21 protein-coding genes are annotated in these 17,927 nt (G+C 66.8%); 10 read left to right on the forward strand and 11 right to left on the reverse strand.

Going from position 1 to position 17,927, the window contains the following annotated elements; genetic code table 11:
• Nucleotides 1-3: 3 nt before the first annotated feature.
• From ROV95_RS05405 to msrB, 4 genes are all read right to left on the reverse strand, one after another.
• The gene (locus ROV95_RS05405) at nucleotides 4-492 is read right to left on the reverse strand and encodes a hypothetical protein (protein WP_019660912.1); all 489 of its coding nucleotides are present in this window, start codon (nucleotides 490-492) and stop codon (nucleotides 4-6) included.
• Between the two features lie 108 nt (nucleotides 493-600).
• Complete coding sequence (gene motB, locus ROV95_RS05410; protein ID WP_019660913.1) at nucleotides 601-1,539, reverse strand: flagellar motor protein MotB; 939 nt, start codon at nucleotides 1,537-1,539, stop codon at nucleotides 601-603.
• Nucleotides 1,540-1,542: 3 nt separating this feature from the next.
• Entirely contained in the window at nucleotides 1,543-2,397 is an 855-nt protein-coding gene (gene motA, locus ROV95_RS05415) for a flagellar motor stator protein MotA (protein WP_014645799.1), read from the reverse strand.
• A gap of 91 nt (nucleotides 2,398-2,488) precedes the next feature.
• Nucleotides 2,489-2,956 carry a peptide-methionine (R)-S-oxide reductase MsrB gene (gene msrB, locus ROV95_RS05420; RefSeq protein WP_019660915.1) on the reverse strand — a complete coding sequence of 156 codons (468 nt, stop codon included), beginning with the start codon at nucleotides 2,954-2,956 and terminating at the stop codon, nucleotides 2,489-2,491.
• A 139-nt stretch (nucleotides 2,957-3,095) separates the two neighbouring features.
• On the opposite strand from msrB, the gene ROV95_RS05425 reads away from it, so the two are divergent.
• Nucleotides 3,096-3,470 carry a classical arabinogalactan protein 4 gene (locus ROV95_RS05425; protein ID WP_312543401.1) on the forward strand — a complete coding sequence of 125 codons (375 nt, stop codon included), beginning with the start codon at nucleotides 3,096-3,098 and terminating at the stop codon, nucleotides 3,468-3,470.
• A gap of 143 nt (nucleotides 3,471-3,613) precedes the next feature.
• Complete coding sequence (locus ROV95_RS05430; protein ID WP_058980698.1) at nucleotides 3,614-3,790, forward strand: hypothetical protein; 177 nt, start codon at nucleotides 3,614-3,616, stop codon at nucleotides 3,788-3,790.
• A gap of 61 nt (nucleotides 3,791-3,851) precedes the next feature.
• On the opposite strand, the gene ROV95_RS05435 is transcribed toward ROV95_RS05430, so the two are convergent.
• Nucleotides 3,852-4,331: a winged helix-turn-helix transcriptional regulator gene (locus ROV95_RS05435; protein WP_312543404.1), complete on the reverse strand. Its 480-nt coding sequence runs from the start codon at nucleotides 4,329-4,331 to the stop codon at nucleotides 3,852-3,854.
• Nucleotides 4,332-4,480: 149 nt separating this feature from the next.
• Here ROV95_RS05435 and ROV95_RS05440 point away from each other — a divergent pair, with 149 nt between their 5' ends.
• Both ROV95_RS05440 and alr read left to right on the forward strand, forming a co-directional pair.
• A complete protein-coding gene (locus ROV95_RS05440; RefSeq protein ID WP_058980697.1) occupies nucleotides 4,481-5,785 on the forward strand; it encodes a D-amino acid dehydrogenase in 1,305 nt (434 codons plus the stop codon).
• Nucleotides 5,764-6,831 (forward strand): alanine racemase, encoded by a 1,068-nt coding sequence (gene alr / locus ROV95_RS05445; protein WP_312543405.1) that lies wholly within the window; start codon nucleotides 5,764-5,766, stop codon nucleotides 6,829-6,831. The genes ROV95_RS05440 and alr overlap by 22 nt, the downstream gene beginning before the upstream one ends.
• Nucleotides 6,832-6,920: 89 nt before the next feature.
• Here alr and ROV95_RS05450 read toward each other — a convergent pair whose 3' ends face one another.
• Entirely contained in the window at nucleotides 6,921-7,484 is a 564-nt protein-coding gene (locus tag ROV95_RS05450; RefSeq protein WP_312543406.1) for a DUF3016 domain-containing protein, read from the reverse strand.
• Between the two features lie 243 nt (nucleotides 7,485-7,727).
• On the opposite strand from ROV95_RS05450, the gene ROV95_RS05455 reads away from it, so the two are divergent.
• Together ROV95_RS05455 and ROV95_RS05460 are read left to right on the forward strand one after the other, a co-directional pair.
• The gene (locus tag ROV95_RS05455) at nucleotides 7,728-9,716 is read left to right on the forward strand and encodes an ATP-binding protein (RefSeq protein ID WP_026347121.1); all 1,989 of its coding nucleotides are present in this window, start codon (nucleotides 7,728-7,730) and stop codon (nucleotides 9,714-9,716) included.
• A gap of 43 nt (nucleotides 9,717-9,759) precedes the next feature.
• Nucleotides 9,760-10,053: a DUF3247 family protein gene (locus ROV95_RS05460; protein WP_019660923.1), complete on the forward strand. Its 294-nt coding sequence runs from the start codon at nucleotides 9,760-9,762 to the stop codon at nucleotides 10,051-10,053.
• Nucleotides 10,054-10,123: 70 nt separating this feature from the next.
• On the opposite strand, the gene ROV95_RS05465 is transcribed toward ROV95_RS05460, so the two are convergent.
• Complete coding sequence (locus tag ROV95_RS05465) at nucleotides 10,124-10,387, reverse strand: hypothetical protein (protein WP_005415125.1); 264 nt, start codon at nucleotides 10,385-10,387, stop codon at nucleotides 10,124-10,126.
• Between the two features lie 157 nt (nucleotides 10,388-10,544).
• On the opposite strand from ROV95_RS05465, the gene ROV95_RS05470 reads away from it, so the two are divergent.
• Genes ROV95_RS05470 through ROV95_RS05480 form a run of 3 tightly spaced genes read left to right on the forward strand, consistent with a single transcriptional unit; the run spans nucleotide 10,545 to nucleotide 12,987 of the window.
• On the forward strand, nucleotides 10,545-11,609 hold the full coding sequence (locus tag ROV95_RS05470) for a class I SAM-dependent methyltransferase (RefSeq protein ID WP_312543407.1): 1,065 nt from the start codon (nucleotides 10,545-10,547) through the stop codon (nucleotides 11,607-11,609).
• A complete protein-coding gene (locus ROV95_RS05475; protein ID WP_262212313.1) occupies nucleotides 11,606-12,307 on the forward strand; it encodes a 16S rRNA pseudouridine(516) synthase in 702 nt (233 codons plus the stop codon). Before ROV95_RS05470 ends, ROV95_RS05475 begins: the two co-directional genes overlap by 4 nt.
• Complete coding sequence (locus ROV95_RS05480; protein WP_312543411.1) at nucleotides 12,304-12,987, forward strand: HAD family phosphatase; 684 nt, start codon at nucleotides 12,304-12,306, stop codon at nucleotides 12,985-12,987. The genes ROV95_RS05475 and ROV95_RS05480 overlap by 4 nt, the downstream gene beginning before the upstream one ends.
• Nucleotides 12,988-13,084: 97 nt before the next feature.
• Here ROV95_RS05480 and fabB read toward each other — a convergent pair whose 3' ends face one another.
• Both fabB and fabA read right to left on the reverse strand, forming a co-directional pair.
• Nucleotides 13,085-14,293, reverse strand: coding sequence for a beta-ketoacyl-ACP synthase I (gene fabB / locus ROV95_RS05485; RefSeq protein WP_019660927.1), 1,209 nt, complete (start codon nucleotides 14,291-14,293; stop codon nucleotides 13,085-13,087).
• A complete protein-coding gene (gene fabA / locus ROV95_RS05490) occupies nucleotides 14,293-14,808 on the reverse strand; it encodes a 3-hydroxyacyl-[acyl-carrier-protein] dehydratase FabA (protein ID WP_014035851.1) in 516 nt (171 codons plus the stop codon). The genes fabB and fabA overlap by 1 nt, the downstream gene beginning before the upstream one ends.
• A 191-nt stretch (nucleotides 14,809-14,999) precedes the next feature.
• Between fabA and dinB the strand changes: the two genes are divergently transcribed.
• Entirely contained in the window at nucleotides 15,000-16,094 is a 1,095-nt protein-coding gene (gene dinB / locus ROV95_RS05495) for a DNA polymerase IV (protein ID WP_312543413.1), read from the forward strand.
• Nucleotides 16,095-16,158: 64 nt separating this feature from the next.
• Here the strand turns inward: dinB and ROV95_RS05500 are convergent, their stop codons facing one another.
• Both ROV95_RS05500 and ROV95_RS05505 read right to left on the reverse strand, forming a co-directional pair.
• On the reverse strand, nucleotides 16,159-16,713 hold the full coding sequence (locus tag ROV95_RS05500) for a hypothetical protein (RefSeq protein WP_312543414.1): 555 nt from the start codon (nucleotides 16,711-16,713) through the stop codon (nucleotides 16,159-16,161).
• A gap of 151 nt (nucleotides 16,714-16,864) precedes the next feature.
• A complete protein-coding gene (locus tag ROV95_RS05505; protein ID WP_019660929.1) occupies nucleotides 16,865-17,776 on the reverse strand; it encodes an MBL fold metallo-hydrolase in 912 nt (303 codons plus the stop codon).
• Nucleotides 17,777-17,927 lie beyond the last annotated feature (151 nt).

The raw sequence follows: 17,927 nt of genomic DNA on the forward strand, positions 1-17,927 counted from the left end.
GGTTCAGGCCTGCGGCTTGCTGTCGCTGTCAGCGGCCGGGGCGGCCTCGGCAGCGGCTTCTTCGGCCGCGTCGCCCTCGACGGCTTCGCCTTCTTCGCCTTCAGCAGCGTCGACGCCTTCGAACTCGGACACCAGCTTGTCCAGGTATTCGTCGGCGGTCTGCTCGGATTCGGCCGCCAGGGTGTCCAGCAGCTTCTGCAGCAGTTCGGAGTACTCCAGGTTGACCTTGCGGCCTTCCTTCTCCTGCACGTTGGCCAGGTGCTTGAGCATGGCCAGCATCGGCACCGGGTTCTCGGCGTTGCCCATGGTCTGGCCGCCGATGGCCAGCAGCCACTCACGGCCCTGCAGGCCGATGGCCGCCACCACCTGGCCGTCTTCGTTGGTCAGCACGGCATGGTTCTGCACCTGCTGCTGCGCGTTCAGGCGGAGGAACGGGCGCTTGCCCTGCTGCTTCTTGCGCTTGTCGCGCTTGGCCTTGGAGTTCTGGGACATGGGGGTGAGATCACCTGGAAACGGAAAGACCGCCATTGTAGCGGGTGCGGCGTGGTGCGCTCGCCCGGCATGGCCCTGTGGATTCGGACCAAGGCGCGCACCCACAGCTTATTCCGCTTGCCCCTGCGCGGCCTGCACGTCCGGGTCGGCGGTGGGCGCCGACAGCCCCACCTGGGGGCCGGCACCCGCCAGCGCTGCCTCCTCGGCGGCCTTGGTCATCACCACGATGCTGATGCGGCGGTTGATCGGGTTCTGCGGGTCGGCCTTGTCGAACAGCACTGACGAGGACAGGCCGACCACGCGGGTGATCTTGCTGTCCTCCAGGCCGCCGTCCACCAGTGCACGGCGTGCAGCGTTGGCGCGGTCGGCGCTCAGTTCCCAGTTGCCGTAGCCGCGTGCGGCCGAATAGGCGGTGATGTCGGTGTGGCCGGTCAGGCTGATCCGGTTCGGCACGTGGTTCAGGTAGTTGGCCAGCTCGTGCAGGATCTGTTGCGTGTACGGCTTCAGCGTAGCGCTGCCGAGGTCGAACATCGGCCGGTTCTGCTTGTCCACGATCTGGATGCGCAGGCCTTCCGGAGTCAGGTCCAGCAGCAGCTGGTCCTTGAAGGGTTCCAGTGCCTGGCTCCGGCTGATCGCTTCCTGCAGCTCCTTCATCAGTGCTTCCAGCTGCTGCTTGTCGCGCTGCTGCTGGTCCACCGGTTGCGGCACTGCTTCCTTCTGGTTCTGGAAGGGATCGTTGCTGCTGCCCCGCGAGATGTCGGTGGCGCCGCCCAGCTTGATCATCGATGTGCTGGCGCCGCCCGGGCCGGCCATGCCGGGTGCCGGCGTGGCACTCTGCCCGCTCAGCGGGCTCGGGTTGCGGAAGTACTCGGAAATGGCCGCACGGTCGTTCTTGTTGGTGGTGGCCATCAGCCACAGCACCAGGAAGAAGGCCATCATCGCGGTCACGAAGTCGGCATAGGCCACCTTCCACGACCCTCCGTGGTGAGCGGCGTGGCCGGCCTTCCTGACCCGGCGGACGATGACGGTGGGCTTGTTCTCGGCCATGGCTTACTTGACCGTCTTCAGGTGCTGCTCGAAATCGGAGAAGGCCGGGCGCACGTTCGACGGCAGCGTCTTGCGGGCGAATTCCAGCGCGATCTTCGGGTTGTAACCGCGCAGGCAGGCCAGCAGGGCAGTCTTGACCGATTCGTAGATGCGGCTGTCCTGTTCGGCGCGGGCTTCCATCGCCGCCGCCATCGGGCCGACGAAGCCGTAGCCCAGCAGGATGCCGAGGAAGGTGCCGACCAGCGCACCGGCCACGTGGCCGCCGACCTCGACGATGTCGCCGCCGATCGAACCCATGGTGATGACGATGCCCAGCACCGCAGCCACGATGCCGAAACCGGGCAGTCCGTCGGCGACCTTGGTCAGCACCTGCGACGGTGCCATGGCCTCGGCGTGGTGCTTCTCCAGTTCCAGCTCCAGCAGCGGCTCGAGCTCGTGCGGCTCGATGTTGCTGCCGATCATCAGGCGCAGGCAGTCGGTGATGAAGTCGATCAGGTGGTGGTCGGCCTGCACCTTGGGGTAGTTGGCGAACAGGGCGCTCTCGGCCGGGCGTTCGACATGGTCTTCCAGTGCCATGAAGCCTTCGCGGCGCGCCTTGTTGAGCAGTTCATAGAGCAGGCTGAGGACATCGATGTAATCCTGCTGCTTGTAGCGCGGGCCCTTGAACACGCCGACCATGGCCTGCAGGGTCTGCTTGACCGTCTTGGCCGGGGTACCGACCAGGAACGCGCCGAGCGCGGCGCCGCCGATGATGACCAGCTCGTAGGGCTGCCAGAGGGCGCCCAGGCGGCCGTGGGCACCGAGGTAGCCCCCGATCACGCTGATGATGACGACCAGGAATCCAACGATGATGAGCATGGGGCGACGCAGGGAGAGGGGATATCTCCTTGTCGGCCCGTCGCCCGGGTTTCTGAAGAGGGAATTCTGTGAAATCGGTCAGCGGGGTGTTTCAGCCGGCCACGCCGCTTTCCGCGCCGCCACGCTGCAACGGATCGGGCCAGGGCTCGCCATTGCCGACGAAGGAAAGTGAGACGGAGTTCAGGCAGTGGCGCTCGTAGGTGGGCGGCGGACCGTCGGGGAACACGTGGCCCAGATGGCTGCCGCAGCGCGCGCAGGTGATCTCGGTGCGGACCATGCCGTGGCTGGTGTCGCGGATCTCGCGCACGTGCGCCGGGTCGAACGGGGCGAAGAAGCTGGGCCAGCCGGTGCCGGAATCGAACTTGGTGCTGGAGCGGAACAGCGGCAGCGCGCACAGCCGGCAGCAGTAGACGCCCTCGCGCTTGTTGTCGAGGAACACGCCGCAGAACGGCGCTTCGGTGCCGTGCTGCAACAGCACGCGGCGTTCCTCACTGCTGAGGCCGGCGACCAGGGCCTCGGTCTGGGTGGCGGTGGGGGGCGTCAGGTCGAAGGCGGTCATGGCGGCGCTCCGTGGGTCGATGGCCTGGGGATGCCGGAAAACGTGGGGGTGCCGGCGCGCGCTTGCAAGTGTGATGGCCGTTCATGGGTGGCACACGGGTGCGGGAGCAAGGTGGGTGTAATAGACGCCGGAGCGTGCCATGAAGCCGACTCTTCCCCTGCTGTTGATCGCCCTGTTGCCGGCACTGGCGCTGGCCCAGGTGCCCACCCCCGACCCCACGGCCACCCGCAGCGCGACCACCGTGGCGCCGCAGCCGGTGGCGCCACCGCCACAGGCGGCCCGGCCGCAGCCGCAGTTGCTGCCTACGCCGCAACCGCCGCAACCAATCAAGTCCACCGGTCCGGCCCAGGTCGCGCCGCCGCCAGCACCGAGGCCGGCCGACAAGGTCTACGACCGCAACGGCCGCATCGTGCCCGGCGTGCGCCCGGCCGGCCCGAACCGCGTGTTCGACTCGCGCACCGGCCGCTACTACGACAGCATGCCGGCCGGCGATGGCCAGCAGATCAAGCGCTGAACCCTGGTGCCACCAAGGTTGGCTGCTGGCTGGCGCTGAGCGGGCTGAACGCGCGAAAACAGCGTCCAGCCGATCACTGCTTTTTCGCCTGCGATTAACCGTTCCGGGGCCACCGTGGCCCTGCGCCGGCATCCCGCCGCCGCATGTCCTTCGTCCACTGGATCGCGACCATGAAAAACCAGCAGAACCGTCATCCCGGCAAGGAACCGCAGGGCCGCAACCCGCAGCAGCAACAGCAGCAACAGCAGATGGAGCCGCAGCAGCACAAGGGCGGCAGGCAGCAGGAACAGCGCCCGCATAAGCATCCGCAGCAGCGCTGACTGTCGCCATGGTCGGGGTCAGAGCCCGCTGTACGGGATCTGGCCCCACCCAGCAGCAGCCTCAGTCCGGAATCGGCAGGCTCAGTGTTTCCTTCACTTCTTCCATCACGATGTAGCTCTTCGACTCACGTACATGCGGCAGTGTCAGCAGCGTGCTGCCGAGCAGCTTGCGGTAGGAGGCCATCTCGCTGATCCGCGCCTTCAGCAGGTAATCGAAGTCGCCCGATACAAGATGGCATTCCAGTACGTTGGGGAGCTTCAGCGCGGCGCGCCGGAACTCCTCGAAGATGTCGCCGGATTTGTACGCCAGGCTGATCTCCACGAACACCAGCAGGCTCGCTTTAACTGCGGCCGGGTCGAGGTGGGCGTGGTAGCCGGTGATCACCCCTTCGCGCTCCAGCCGGCGCACGCGCTCGGTGCACGGGGTGGTCGACAGGCCCACCCGCTCGCCCAGTTCGGTGAGGGAGATGCGGCCCTCGGCCTGCAGGATGCGCAGGATCTTGCGGTCGATCTTGTCCAGTTCGCGGATCCGGGTGGCCATGACCGTCAACCTTCGGGAGTGAATTGAAGTGGAACATCCTGCCGGTTGATTTCAAAACAGGCAAATCAACTGGGAATGGCTGTCTATACTTCCCCAATTATGGTCCCTGTGCGCTCCAGTGCAGGGAATGATCGGGTTGGAGAAGTCCCATGCGAGTCCTAGTTCTCGGCAGCGGCGTGATCGGTACCACCAGTGCCTGGTATCTGCGACAGGCCGGGTTTGAAGTCACGGTCATCGACCGCCAACCCGGCCCGGCGCTGGAAACCAGCTTCGCCAATGCCGGCCAGCTGTCGTTCGGCTACACCTCGCCGTGGGCGGCCCCGGGCGTGCCGAAGAAGGCCATCGGCTGGCTGTTCGAGAAGCACGCGCCGCTGGCGATCCGCCCGGGCATGGACCTGGCCCAGTACCGCTGGCTGTGGCAGATGCTGCGCAACTGCACCCACGAGCGTTATGCGATCAACAAGGCGCGCATGGTGCGCATGTCCGAGTACAGCCGCGACTGCCTGAACGAGCTGCGCGCGCAGATCGGCATCGAATTCGAAGGCCGCGACCTTGGCACCACCCAGCTGTTCCGCACCCAGCAGCAGCTGGATGCTTCGGCGCAGGACATCGAGATCCTGGCCCAGTACGGCGTGCCGTACGAGGTGCTGGACCGCGCCGGCATCATCCAGGCCGAACCGGCCCTGGCCCATGTCGATGGCCTGGTCGGCGCGCTGCGCCTGCCGCGTGACCAGACCGGCGACTGCCAGTTGTTCACCCGCCGGCTGTCGCAGTTGTGCATGGATGCCGGCGTTGAATTCCGTTTCGACCAGGACATCACCGGCCTGGAGTTCGATGGCGACCGCATCACCGGCGTGCGCATCGACGGCAAGCTGGAAACCGCCGACCGCTTCGTGGTCGCGCTTGGCAGCTACTCGCCAGCGCTGGTCGCACCGCTGGGGATGCGCCTGCCGGTGTACCCGCTGAAGGGCTATTCGCTGACCCTGCCGATCACCGACCCGGCGATGGCACCGACCTCGACCATCCTCGATGAGAGCTACAAGGTGGCGGTGACCCGCTTCGACGACCGCATCCGTGTCGGTGGCATGGCCGAAGTGGCCGGCTTCGACCTGTCGCTGTCGCAGCGCCGCCGCGAGACTCTGGAACTTGTGGTCAGGGATCTCTACCCGAAGGGCGGCGACCTGTCGCGCGCGCAGTTCTGGACCGGCCTGCGCCCGGCTACGCCGGACGGTACGCCGGTGATCGGCGCCACGCCGTTCCGCAACCTGTACCTCAACACCGGACACGGCACGCTGGGCTGGACCATGGCCTGCGGCTCGGGCCGCTACCTTGCCGACCTGATGAGCGCGCGACAGCCGCAGATCAGCACCGAAGGCCTGGATATTTTCCGCTACGGCCAGTACGGTCACGCGCCGCAACACGAGAACCGCACATGCGTCCTGCCCGCGCGCTGATCGATCTGGGCGCCCTGCGCAGCAATTACCGCCTCGCCCGTGAACTGGGCGGGGGCAAGGCGCTGGCGATCATCAAGGCCGACGCCTATGGGCATGGCGCGGTGCGCTGTGCGCAGGCGCTGGAAGGCGAGGCCGATGGCTTCGGCGTGGCCACCATCGAAGAGGCATTGGAGCTGCGCCAGGCCGGCATCCGTGCGCCGATCCTGCTGCTGGAAGGCATCTTCGAGCCGAGCGACATGGCGTTGGTGGCGGAGCATGATTTCTGGTTCGCCGTGGGTTCGCCGTGGCAGCTGGAGGCCGTCGCCGCCTTCGACAGCCCGCGCCCGTTGACGGTGTGGCTGAAGCTGGATAGCGGCATGCATCGCCTCGGCCTGGACGTGGACAGCTTCCGCGCGGCGCACGCGCGCCTGTCGGCGCTGCCGCACGTCGAACGCGTCGTGCTGATGACCCACCTGGCGCGTGCCGACGAGCTGGACAGCGAACGCACCCACGAACAGGCGGCGACCTTCGCCCGCGCCATTGATGGACTGGCAGGCGAGACCAGCGTGTGCAACTCGCCTGCGCTGCTGGGCTGGCCGGATGTGCGCAGTGATTGGGTGCGCCCGGGCCTGATGCTGTACGGCGCCAACCCGCTGCCGGACAACACCGTGTTGACCGAGCGGCTGCGCCCGGTGATGACGATGCAGTCGAAGGTGATCGCCGAGCGCTGGATCGAAGCCGGTGAACCGGTGGGGTATGGCGCGCGTTTCGTGGCCAAGGCGCGCACCCGCGTGGGTGTGGTTGCACTCGGCTATGCCGACGGTTATCCGCAGTTCGCTCCAAACGGCACTCCGGTGCTGATCGACGGCCAGCCCGGTGCGCTGATCGGGCGCGTGTCGATGGACATGCTGACGGTGGACCTGACCGCGCATGCGCAGGCCGGCATCGGCAGCGTGGTGGAACTGTGGGGTTCTGCGCCGACCCTGTCGGAGCTGGCGCCGCGCTGTGGCGTGAGCGCCTACCAGCTGCCGTGCGCGGTCAAGCGCGTGGCGAAGGTGTACGTGTAGCGCCGAGCCCGCGCTCGGCACCGGTAGCGGCCGACCTCGATCGGCGCCGTGAATGCGTGTCGACCAAGGTCGACACCTGCCCGGGGGACCTAACGCGCGGCGGTCGCCTGACTGGCCAGCTGGCGCTTCACCCAGTCATCGATCAGACGCTTCTCGTAGCGCAGTGGATCGCTGTCGCTCTTCAGTCCCACGTTGTGTAGGTAGCCGGTATCGCTGAGGCGCGCATCGCCCTCGCTGACAATACGGCCGCTGGCATCCTTCAGCGTGTACTGCAGGGTGATCCGTGGCGGGTAGATGTCGCGCATGATCCGGATGTCGCGGCCACGCGGGCCGTGCCAAGGCTCGTAGTCACCGGCACGCTTGATGTCGACGAGGGTCACATCGAGGGTCTGCCCAGGCTGCAGCGGCTTGGCTGCGGTGGTCTGCAGGTAGCGGGCCAGCTGCTGCACCCAGTCACCGCGTTCGGCCTCGAAGCGGTTGCTGCTCTGGCGTATTTCGGTGAACTTGGCCGGATCTTCCCATCTCACGCTGACCGGTCCATCGGCCTGCAACGCACGCGGCGCGTCTGCATCGGTCACGGTGCGTGGCGCAGCATTGGCGCCACCGGCCGCCAGGGCGCCTGCCAGCAGGGCAATCGCGAGTGAGCGTTTCATGACGGTCTCCTGCGTCCCCGCGCTGGGGGGGTGTTGATCACGGATCGAGTGTGAGCCTGCTGCCGGACGACCGCAATGGCCGATTGCGTCGTGGGCAAGAGCGGTTGCCGCCAATTCATCGACGTCAACCATGACTGACGGCGCTTGACGCTGTGAATACGCCCTTTGGAAGATGCTGTGCTCCCAACCTGGCTTGCAAAGACTCCCTTGTCCACACTGCCGCCCCTCGTGGAGCGCCCACCGATGCTGGTGCCGGCGCCAGAACCCGACCTGCATCGTGGCGTGCTTGAGCGCATCAACGCCGGCTTCTGCGTGATCCAGGTGCTGTTCGAGGGTGATCGTGCGGTCGACTATTGTTTCATCGAAGTCAACGACGCGTTCGAGCGCCACACTGGGCTGAAGGACGCGCGTGGCAAGTGCATGACTGCGCTGGAACCCAACCACGAGCAGGACTGGTTCCGTATCTATGGCGAAGTCGCACGCAGCGGCCGCCCCGCTCAGTTCGAGATGGAAGCCCGTGCGCTGGGCCGCTCGTTCGCGGTCGACGCGGTGCGGGTGGGGCGGCCGGGAGAAGACAAGGTCGGCATCCTGTTCTTCGACATCACCGCGCGCAAGCAGATGGAAGTGGAGCTGGGCGAAAGCGAAGCCCGTTTCAGCGCGCTGGCAGACGGCCTGCCGATGCCGGTGTGGGTGCTCGATGAGCGCGGCCATGCGCGTTTCGTCAACAGTGCCTTCAGCGAGTTCTTCGGTGGTGATGAAACGCGTGTGCCGGAAGATGTCTGGCGCGGTCTCGTGCATCCGGATGACGCGTCCGTGTTCGAATACGAACTGCAGGAAGCGCTGAAGGCGCAGCGTTCGATGCACGCGCTGGTGCGTGCGCGGCGCGCGGATGGCCAGTGGCGCTGGCTGGAGATGAACGCCCGCCCGCGTTTTTCGCGGATGGGCCGCTTCATCGGCCTGGCCGGCAGCAGTCCGGATGTCACCGAACGACGCGAAATTGAACTGGCCCGCGAGGAGCTGCTGCAGTCCGAGCGTGCCGCGCGCAGCGCTGCGGAGAACATGGCGCGGCTGAAGGACGAGTTCCTGGCCACGCTGTCGCATGAACTGCGTACGCCGCTGACCACCATCCTGGGCTGGAGCGAACTGCTGCTGCAGCGCGTGGACAACACCAGTCCGCTGTACAAGGGCCTGAACGTGATCGCCAACAGCGCCGGTGCGCAGAAGCGGCTGATCTCGGACATGCTCGACCTGAGCAGCATGCTGCTGGGCAAGGTGCAGCTGGAGGTGGAGATACTGGACCTGCGCGACCTGCTGAGCGAAGCCATCGGCGCGCAGGAGCTGGTCGCCGAAGGCAAGGCGCTGGATGTGAGCCTGCTGCTGCCGGAACAGCCGTGCCTGGTGCTGGGCGATGCCACCCGCCTGCAGCAGGTGTTGTGGAACCTGCTGTCCAATGCGATCAAGTTCACCCCTGCCGAAGGCCGCGTCGACCTGCAGCTGCAGGCCGATGGCAATCACTGGGTGATCACCGTGCGCGACACCGGCGACGGCATCGCGCCCGAATTCCTCAACCATCTGTTCAGCCGCTTCCGGCAGGCTGATGGCACCACCACGCGCCGTCATGGCGGTCTCGGCCTGGGCCTGGCGATCGTGCAGCAGCTGGTCGAACTGCATGGCGGCACGGTCACTGCCGCCAGCGAAGGGCATGGCCACGGCGCCACCTTCACCGTGCGCCTGCCCCAGCACCTGCCGGATGCAGAGCGCCGACCGCTGCGCGAAGTGATCAGTGGGCCGATCCTGGAGCCGGTGGTCGTCGAACCCTATCCGCTGCGCGGCATGCACGTGCTGGCGGTGGAGGATCAGCCGGAAGTGCTGGAATACCTGCGCCGCATGCTGGAAGAGCAGGGCGCCACCGTATCGGCGGCCAGCTCGGCCGGCGAAGCGCTGGCACTGCTGGCCGACACCGGCCACCTGCAGTACCACGTGCTGCTGACCGACATCGGCATGCCGGGCATGGATGGCTATGGGCTGGTGCGCACCTTGCGCGAGGACATGGGCGTGGACGCGGCGACCTTGCCTGCGGTGGCGGTGACTGCACTGGCGCGTGCCGACGACCGCCGCCGCGCGCTGGCGTCGGGCTTCCAAGAGCATGTGGCCAAGCCGTACTCGGTAGCGCAGCTGGTGGCTGCCGTGCGCAAGGTGCAGGTGGCGCGCGCGGACAGTGCGCTGCACTGAGCATTCACGGCCGATCGGCGACCCTGCAGTCAGGAGGTCGCCGATGTCCCGCATAGCTCCACGTATCCACACCGATCCGGCGCAGATCGCGCGCCTGGAAGCCCTGCTGCCGCAGCTGGATGGCGAAACGCAGGTGGAACTGATTCTGCACGATGGCCGCCGCCTGCTCGGCACGGTGGCGGTGAGGCCAACTGTGCAGCAATACCGCAACGCCGCGGGTGATGAAGGCAGCAACGGCCAGTTGCGCCTGGATGACTACGACACGCCGGTGCAGCAGCACCATGTGTGGCTGGATGAAATCGCCAGTATCAACCGCCTGCCACCCAAGGCGCCTTGATCCGATGTAGAGCCGAGCCCACGCTCGGCTCTGCCGCCGCCCGAGCGTGGGCTCGGGCGCTACAGATGTGTCAGTGCTCGAACAACGTCGGCGTCGCCTCGAATCGGCGTGCGTACGCCCGCTCCTCTGCAACCCTCGCCACCTCGTCATCGGCCAGGTCCGGTGCCCCATAGACGGCGTAGGCAACGCTGCCGTCGGCACCATGACCGATCTGATGCAGCCGATAGCGCGAGTGGCCGCCGCCGGTGTCCTCGGGGTAGTGCACGGGCGGATGGCTGCCTTCCAGGTCCATTTCACTGTTGTCGACCACGCCACCGACGAACAAGGCTCGCATGCAGGTTCTCCTGGGTTTCCGGGGGAGCCTCTACCCTGAACGTTTCAATGTTTCTGGCGGATCAAGGCCCCGTTCGGGTTTCGCAAAGCGGGCCGCCGGGGCCGGCCCGGCCAAGCCGGTACAATGGACGGCCCTCACGCTTGAAGTACCCGCGCCGATGGCCTCCAGCGACGACGCCCCCCTGCAGACCCTGCTCCTGCCGTTCTCCCAAGGCGCCCTGCGCTGGCCGGAGGGCCCGGTGGCCTTCCTGCGTGCCCGCGATGGCTGGCCATTGCGCGAAGTGGCCGGCGATCGCGAGGTGCACTGCGAACAGAGCTTCGCCCCGTTCGCGCAACCGCTGCAGCAGGCTGCCGGCTGGACCGTCAGCGGGCAGCTGGATGACGCGGCCGGCAAGGGCCGCTACCGGTTGGTGCTGGTGCTGCCGCCGCGCCAGCGCGAAGAGGCTCGTGCGTTGTTTGCGCGCGCGCTGGCGCTGGTCGCCGACGGTGGCCGCATCGTCGCCTGCCAGTCCAACAACGAAGGCGCGCGCTCCGGCGAAGGCGACCTCAAGCAGTTGGCCGGCCTCGGCGGCAGCCTGACCAAGAACCATTGCCGCGTGTACTGGACCGCCCCACTGCAGGGCCAGCACGACGCTGACCTGGCCAAGCGCTGGTCGGCACTGGACGCGGTGCGCCCGATCGTCGGCGGTCGTTTCCTCAGTCGTCCGGGCGTGTTCGCCTGGGATCGCATCGACCCGGCCTCGGCACTGTTGGCCGAGCACCTGCCGGCCGAGCTGGCCGGGCGTGCTGCCGACCTGGGCGCTGGCTACGGTTACCTGTCACGCGAACTGCTGGAGCGTTGCCCGAAGATCACCGCGCTGGACCTGTACGAAGCCGAGCAGCGCGCACTGGCGCTGGCCGAGCTGAACCTGGCGCCGCCGCCGCGCCCGCTGCCGCTGCGCTTCCTGTGGCGCGACGTCACCGCCGGCATCGAGCCGGGCTACGACGTCATCATCAGCAACCCGCCGTTCCACACCCCATCGCGTGCCGACCGCCCGGACATCGGCCAGCGCTTCATCGCCGTGGCTGCGCAGGCATTGCGCCCGGGCGGGCGCCTGTACGTGGTGGCCAACCGCCACCTGCCTTACGAGCACACCCTCAACGACAGCTTCGGCGCGGTGCGCGTGGTCGCCGAACGCGACGGTTTCAAGCTGGTGGAAGCAGTGAAGGGGAAGGGCAAGTGAAGCTGGTCAAGCACATTGCCAATCTGGGCTATGGCAGCCGCAAGCAGGTGCAGTGGATGTTCCGCGAAGGCCGCATCACCGACGCCACCGGCGAGGTACTGTACGCCGACGACCAGGTGCCGCACGAGGTGATCCGGGTTGATGGCGAGCCGCTGGACCCGCCGGTGGGCCTGTCGATCGCGCTGCACAAGCCGGCTGGCTACACCTGTTCGACCAAGGATACCGGCCGCCTGATCTACGACCTGTTGCCGCCGCGCTTCCGCGACCGCGATCCGGTGCTGTCCACGGTGGGCCGTCTCGACCGCGAGACCAGCGGCCTGCTGCTGCTGACCGACGATGGCAGCCTGCTGCACCGGATCATCTCGCCGAAGTCGAAGCTGCCGAAAGTCTATGAGGTCGAATTGAGCGAGGACCTGCGCGGCGACGAGGTGGCGCTGTTCGCCAGCGGCACGCTGATGCTGGAGTCCGAGAAGACGCCCCTGCTGCCGGCTGAACTGGAAGTGCTGGATGCGCGTCGCGCGCGCCTGGTGCTGCACGAAGGCCGCTACCATCAGGTACGCCGCATGTTCGCCGCCACCGGCAACCACGTGCAGGCCCTGCACCGCAGTCGTGTTGGCGGGCTGGACCTGCAGGGGCTGGACGAAGGGCAATGGCGGCAGCTCACTTCCACCGACCTGGATACGCTGTTCGCTCCATGACCACCATCGCTGCGCTGCCGTTCCTCCCCGACGCCGTCATCTTCGACATGGACGGCCTGATGATCGACAGCGAGCGGGTCTCGCTGGCCTGCTGGAGCGAGGCCGCCGACGAATTCGCACTGGGCCTGGACGAGGCAGTGTTCCTGCGCATGGTCGGCCTCGGCGACCGGGATTCGCACGCGCTGCTGCGTGCGCAGGGTATCGAGGACAGCGTGATCGAGGCGGTCGCTGCACGCTGCCACGAACTGTACGAAGGACGCACACAGACCGGCCTGCCGTTGCGTCCGGGCATCCTGGAACTGCTGGAGCTGCTGAAGGCGCACGCGGTACCGCGCGCGGTGGCCACCACCACGTGGCAGCCGCGTGCCAACCGCAAGCTGGCGGCGGCCGGACTGCTGCCGTATTTCGACGCGGTGATCACCAGTGGCGACGTGGCGCGGCCGAAACCGGCGCCGGACATCTACCTGCTGGCCGCGCAGCGACTGGGCCAGGTGCCTGGGCGCTGCCTGGCGCTGGAAGACTCACCCGCTGGCACGCGCGCGGCATTGGCCGCTGGCATGACCGTGATCCAGGTACCGGACCTGGTGCATCCTGACGAAGAGCTGCGCGCGCTTGGCCATCGCATTGTCGGTTCGCTGGTGGATGCGCACGCGTTGCTGGTGCCGTTGTTGCCGAAATAAGCGGTAGGTGCCGACCGTTGGCCGGCACTGAGCCGAGCATGGCTCGGCTCTACATCTATTGGTGGGTGCCGACCGTTGGTCGGCACACCTGCCCCCATCACACCCGCCCGAACACCAGCGCGGCGTTGGTGCCACCGAAGCCGAAGCTGTTGGACATCACCGTGTCCAGCGTCTGCGCGCGGCTTTCGCGCAGGATCGGGAAGCTCTCCACCTTCGGGTCCAGTTCGCCGATGTTGGCCGAACCGGCAACGAAGCCATCGCGCATCATCAGCAGGCAGTAGATCGCCTCGTGCACGCTGGCCGCACCCAGCGAATGGCCGGACAGCGCCTTGGTCGAGGACAGCGGCGGCACCGCATCGCCGAACACTTCGCGGATGGCGTTGAGCTCGGTGACGTCGCCCAGCGGCGTGGAGGTGCCGTGGGTGTTGAGGTAATCCAGCGGGCGATCGACGCCCTGCAGTGCCATCTTCATGCAGCGCACCGCGCCTTCACCGGACGGGGCGACCATGTCGGCGCCGTCGGAGGTCACGCCATAGCCGATCAGTTCGGCATGGATGCGCGCGCCGCGCGCAACGGCGTGGTCGTAGTCCTCCAGCACCAGCATGCCACCACCGCCGGCGATGACGAAGCCGTCGCGGTCCTTGTCGTACGGGCGCGAGGCGCTGGCCGGGGTCTCGTTGAAGCTGGTCGACAGCGCGCCCATCGCATCGAACATCACGCTCATCGACCAGTGCAGGTCTTCGCCGCCACCGGCGAACATGATGTCCTGCGCGCCATGGCGGATCATGTCCGCGGCGGCGCCGATGCAGTGCGCCGAGGTCGCGCAGGCGGCCGACAACGAATAGCTGACGCCCTTGATCTGGTAGGCGGTGGCCAGGCAGGCCGAGACCGTCGAGCACATCGTGCGCGGCACCATGTACGGGCCGACCTTGCGCACACCACGTTCGCGCAGCAGGTCGACCGCGCCGATCTGCCATTCGCTGGAGCCGCCACCGGAACCGGCGATCAGGCCGGTGCGCAGGCTGCTGACCTGCTCGGCGCTGAGCCCGGCATCGGCGATGGCATCGCGCATGGCCAGGTAGGCGAAGGCCGCCGCGTCGCTCATGAAGCGCTTCTGCTTGCGGTCGATCAGCGCCTCCAGATCGAGGTCGACACGACCGCCGACCTGGCTGCGCAGGCCCGCTTCGGCGTGGTCGGCCAGGGCGGTGATGCCCGAGCGCCCTTCGCGCAGCGCGGCCGAAACGGTATCCAGATCATTGCCGAGGCAGGAGGTGATGCCCATGCCGGTGATGACGACGCGACGCATCAGAAGCTCCCGGTTTCGGTGAACAGGCCGACGCGCAGGTCGCGGGCGCTGTAGATTTCGCGATCATCCACGTACATGCGGGCATCGGACTGGGCCATCACCAGCTTGCGGTTGATGACCCGGCTGATGTCGATCTCGTAGCGTACGAGCTTGGCGTCCGGCAGTACCTGGCCGGTGAACTTCACCTCGCCACAGCCCAGCGCGCGGCCCTTGCCGGGGGCGCCCAGCCAGGTCAGGAAGAAGCCGGTCAGCTGCCACATGGCATCCAGGCCCAGGCAGCCTGGCATCACCGGGTCGCCGATGAAGTGGCAGCCGAAGAACCACAGGTCCGGGCGGATATCCAGCTCGGCGCGTACCATGCCCTTGCCGTGCGGTCCGCCGTCCTCGTGGATGTCGGTGATGCGGTCGAACATCAGCATCGGATCGTTGGGCAAACGGCCGGCGGCGGTGCCGAACAGTTCACCGCGTGCGCTGGCCAGCAGCTGTTCGCGGTTGAACGCGTGGAGACGGGTCATGAAGCACAATCCTGGAAGCGGGGAAACAGGGAAACAAGCGTTCGAGGATGCCCGTGGAAACTGCGCCGATCAAACATTTCAACCGTACGCAACCGTAGTGTTTTCAATGGAATACGCGCATCCTGTTGATGTGCAACGACCATACTTCGGCGTGTGGCCCGTTCGGCACGCCCCCGCCCTTTCCGCCTGACATGACCCGACTGCGCAAGATCATCCACGTCGACATGGACGCGTTCTACGCGTCGGTGGAGCAGCGCGACGATCCGTCACTGCGCGGCAAGCCGGTGGTTGTGGCATGGCGCGGCGCGCGCTCGGTGGTGTGTGCGGCGTCCTACGAGGCACGCGTGTTCGGCGTGCGTTCGGCGATGCCGGCGCTGCGCGCCGAACGCCTGTGTCCGGACGCGATCTTCGTGCCGCCTGACTTTGCACGTTACAAGGCGGTGTCACGCCAGGTGCGCGAGATCTTCCTGCGCCACACCGACCTGGTCGAGCCGTTGTCGCTGGACGAGGCCTACCTGGACGTGACCGAGCCGAAGAGCGGCATCGAACTGGCCACCGACATCGCCCGCACCATCCGTGCGCAGATCCGTGAGGAGACGAACCTGACCGCTTCAGCCGGGATCGCGCCGAACAAGTTCCTGGCCAAGATCGCTTCGGACTGGCGCAAGCCCGATGGCCAGTTCGTGATTCCACCGCAGCGGGTGGACGCGTTCCTGCAGCCGTTGCCGGTGAACCGGGTGCCCGGCGTCGGCAAGGTGATGGAAGGAAAACTTGCCGCGCGCGGCATCGCCACCTGCGGCGATCTGCGGCAATGGGCATTGACCGATCTGGAAGAGGCGTTCGGCAGTTTCGGCCGCAGCCTGTACAACCGCGCACGCGGCGTCGACGAGCGGCCGGTGGAACCGGACCAGCAGGTACAGTCGATCTCCTCGGAGGACACCTTTGCCGAGGACCTGCTGCTGGAAGACCTGGGCGAGGCGATCGTGCAACTGGCGGAGAAGACCTGGAAGGCCACGCGCAAGACCGAGCGCGTCGGCCACACCGTGGTGCTGAAGCTGAAGACCGCGCAGTTCCGCATCCTCACCCGCAGCTTCACCCCGGAGCGCCCGCCGGAATCGATGGAAGAACTGCGCGACATCGCGCTGGCCCTGCGCGCCCGCGTCGACCTGCCGGCGGAGACCCGTTACCGCCTGGTCGGCGTCGGCCTGGGTGGCTTCCGCGAAAAGGAGGCCGCGGTGCAGGGGGAATTGTTCGAGCACGGATCGAGCCATTCCGCAGGCAATTAAGCGTTCGCCAAACAGCTCTCCCACCCGCACGAACCTGAGGCGCTGACAGCAGCTTGGAGCGCCCCTAGGACTTCTTCAGTTCAATGGGGGCGGAGAGAATGCGTCGCGCTTCCTGCTCCTCATCGACATGGGTTCTTTCGAAATCTGTGCCGGGCAGCTCCACAACAATCACACCGCGCTGTCCGTCGATCATGATTCCCTGATGCTCCGGGAAAAGTTCTGCCACCTTTCCTGACTTCACTATCTGCTTCAGTTGCGTCAGAGAGTGGGTTGCCCCGACCGTGAAGCGGTAGGTGATGGTGCCATGGACAGTGCTCATAGTTCGGGATGGCACTGGCTCGGTCCCGGTCAAACGGACCGTCACGATCATCGGGTTCTCAGTGAAGCTCTTGCCAGCGAAGCGATCAGGCATTCCATCCAGAATGCGCGCAAGCTCTTCACCTGCCGCAATTCGAAGTCTGAGCCGCCTGTCGGCTTCTTGCGTGGTCAACCCCTCATGCTGCGCAAAGGCTTGAACAACGGGGTCGGTGGAGGGCGTCACCTGTTGAGAGAACGCGGGGGGCGCGACCAGCGCGGTGGTGGACAGCAGCAGTTTGGCCAACACACTCTTGATCTTCATCGCGAATTCTCCGTTCCATCGGTTTACTCAACTACGCAATCCATCGTACAGCTGTTGACGTTCAGGCCAGCTTTGGATGTTGAGGGTGCCGGCCAGCGGCCGGCACTACCGCAGGTGCAGGGCGCAGCCCCGCAAAAGAAAACTCCCTACCTCATGGCCACTGCATCTCGCCCTTGGCCACCTTCGCGCTCAGCTCCAGCGATGCCACGCCATCCAGCTTCGGGTAGCGCGACTGCATTGCCTGCACCAGCGCCGCACTGTCCTTCGCCTTTGCCGCTTCGATATCGAACGTGCGGATGTAGTCCGCAGTGAAGCGCAGTGCACTGGCATCCAGCGCCGCACCTGGCGCGTAATGCCCCGGCACCACCACCTTCGGCTTCAGCGCCTGCAGCTGCTGCAGGGTCTGCAGCCAGTCGGCATGTGACTTCGGCGTCTGCGTGTCGGCCATCCACACGTGCTCGCCCGCCACCACCGGAATGCCACCGACGATCGCGCGCAGCGACGGCACCCACAGCACGGTGCGGTCCGGGGTCGGTCCGTCCAGGCCGATCAGCGGCAGGCGCTGGCCTTCCAGTTGCAGGGCATCGCCCTCCAGCACCTGCGGCAGCACGATGCGCGCGGGCACGTCGGCAGCCATCTTCGGGCCCCAGTAGGCCAGCTTGCCGGCCTGTGTCTGCTGGATGTGGGCAACGGTCTGCGCGGTAGCGACGATGCGCGCCTGCGGGAACGCATCCTGCAGCGTGGCGAGGCCGAAGTAGTAGTCCGGATCGCCGTGGCTGATATAGATCGTGGTCAACTGCTTGCCGCTGGCGCGGATCAGCTCGACCAGTTTGCGCGCGTCGCTGGCACCGAACTGCGCATTGACCAGGATCGCGTCGTGGCGGCCTTCGATCAGCACCGAGGACACCGGGAACATTGCCTGCGGGCCGGGATGGAAGGTCTGCAGGTGCAGTTGGGATTTCGTCGCGGTGGTCGGCGCCGCGGTGGCCGGAGCGGCCAGCAGCGGCGCACTGGTGAAAGTGGCGGCCAGGGCGAGGGGAAGCAGCAGGGCAGCGGTACGCATGGGAATTCCTTGTCTAGAGCCGGGCCAATGCCCGGCTGCATGTTCGCGTAGAGCCGAGCGCGGGCTATGCCGGGCGTCCTTGCCCGGCCCCCTACGGGCCGTCGCAAGCGATGTTGGCAACGGCTCCTGCCGTTGCCTTCGGCTCTACAGG

The sequence above is a fragment of the Stenotrophomonas maltophilia group sp. msm1 genome (assembly GCF_032025805.1).
Classification (GTDB): Bacteria; Pseudomonadota; Gammaproteobacteria; order Xanthomonadales; family Xanthomonadaceae; genus Stenotrophomonas; species Stenotrophomonas hibiscicola.

Bases quoted from the DNA above. Each gene is read 5' to 3' on its own strand.
- motB (WP_019660913.1), bottom strand. From the start codon at position 1,539: ATGGCCGAGAACAAGCCCACCGTCATCGTCCGCCGGGTCAGGAAGGCC.
- ROV95_RS05470 (WP_312543407.1), top strand. From the start codon at position 10,545: ATGGCCTCCAGCGACGACGCCCCCCTGCAGACCCTGCTCCTGCCGTTC.
- ROV95_RS05450 (WP_312543406.1), bottom strand. From the start codon at position 7,484: ATGAAACGCTCACTCGCGATTGCCCTGCTGGCAGGCGCCCTGGCGGCC.
- ROV95_RS05435 (WP_312543404.1), bottom strand. From the start codon at position 4,331: ATGGCCACCCGGATCCGCGAACTGGACAAGATCGACCGCAAGATCCTG.
- motA (WP_014645799.1), bottom strand. From the start codon at position 2,397: ATGCTCATCATCGTTGGATTCCTGGTCGTCATCATCAGCGTGATCGGG.
- ROV95_RS05405 (WP_019660912.1), bottom strand. From the start codon at position 492: ATGTCCCAGAACTCCAAGGCCAAGCGCGACAAGCGCAAGAAGCAGCAG.
- ROV95_RS05440 (WP_058980697.1), top strand. From the start codon at position 4,481: ATGCGAGTCCTAGTTCTCGGCAGCGGCGTGATCGGTACCACCAGTGCC.
- fabA (WP_014035851.1), bottom strand. From the start codon at position 14,808: ATGACCCGTCTCCACGCGTTCAACCGCGAACAGCTGCTGGCCAGCGCA.
- alr (WP_312543405.1), top strand. From the start codon at position 5,764: ATGCGTCCTGCCCGCGCGCTGATCGATCTGGGCGCCCTGCGCAGCAAT.
- msrB (WP_019660915.1), bottom strand. From the start codon at position 2,956: ATGACCGCCTTCGACCTGACGCCCCCCACCGCCACCCAGACCGAGGCC.
- ROV95_RS05455 (WP_026347121.1), top strand. From the start codon at position 7,728: ATGCTGGTGCCGGCGCCAGAACCCGACCTGCATCGTGGCGTGCTTGAG.
- ROV95_RS05480 (WP_312543411.1), top strand. From the start codon at position 12,304: ATGACCACCATCGCTGCGCTGCCGTTCCTCCCCGACGCCGTCATCTTC.
- dinB (WP_312543413.1), top strand. From the start codon at position 15,000: ATGACCCGACTGCGCAAGATCATCCACGTCGACATGGACGCGTTCTAC.
- ROV95_RS05460 (WP_019660923.1), top strand. From the start codon at position 9,760: ATGTCCCGCATAGCTCCACGTATCCACACCGATCCGGCGCAGATCGCG.
- ROV95_RS05465 (WP_005415125.1), bottom strand. From the start codon at position 10,387: ATGCGAGCCTTGTTCGTCGGTGGCGTGGTCGACAACAGTGAAATGGAC.
- ROV95_RS05505 (WP_019660929.1), bottom strand. From the start codon at position 17,776: ATGCGTACCGCTGCCCTGCTGCTTCCCCTCGCCCTGGCCGCCACTTTC.
- ROV95_RS05500 (WP_312543414.1), bottom strand. From the start codon at position 16,713: ATGAAGATCAAGAGTGTGTTGGCCAAACTGCTGCTGTCCACCACCGCG.
- ROV95_RS05430 (WP_058980698.1), top strand. From the start codon at position 3,614: ATGTCCTTCGTCCACTGGATCGCGACCATGAAAAACCAGCAGAACCGT.
- fabB (WP_019660927.1), bottom strand. From the start codon at position 14,293: ATGCGTCGCGTCGTCATCACCGGCATGGGCATCACCTCCTGCCTCGGC.
- ROV95_RS05425 (WP_312543401.1), top strand. From the start codon at position 3,096: ATGAAGCCGACTCTTCCCCTGCTGTTGATCGCCCTGTTGCCGGCACTG.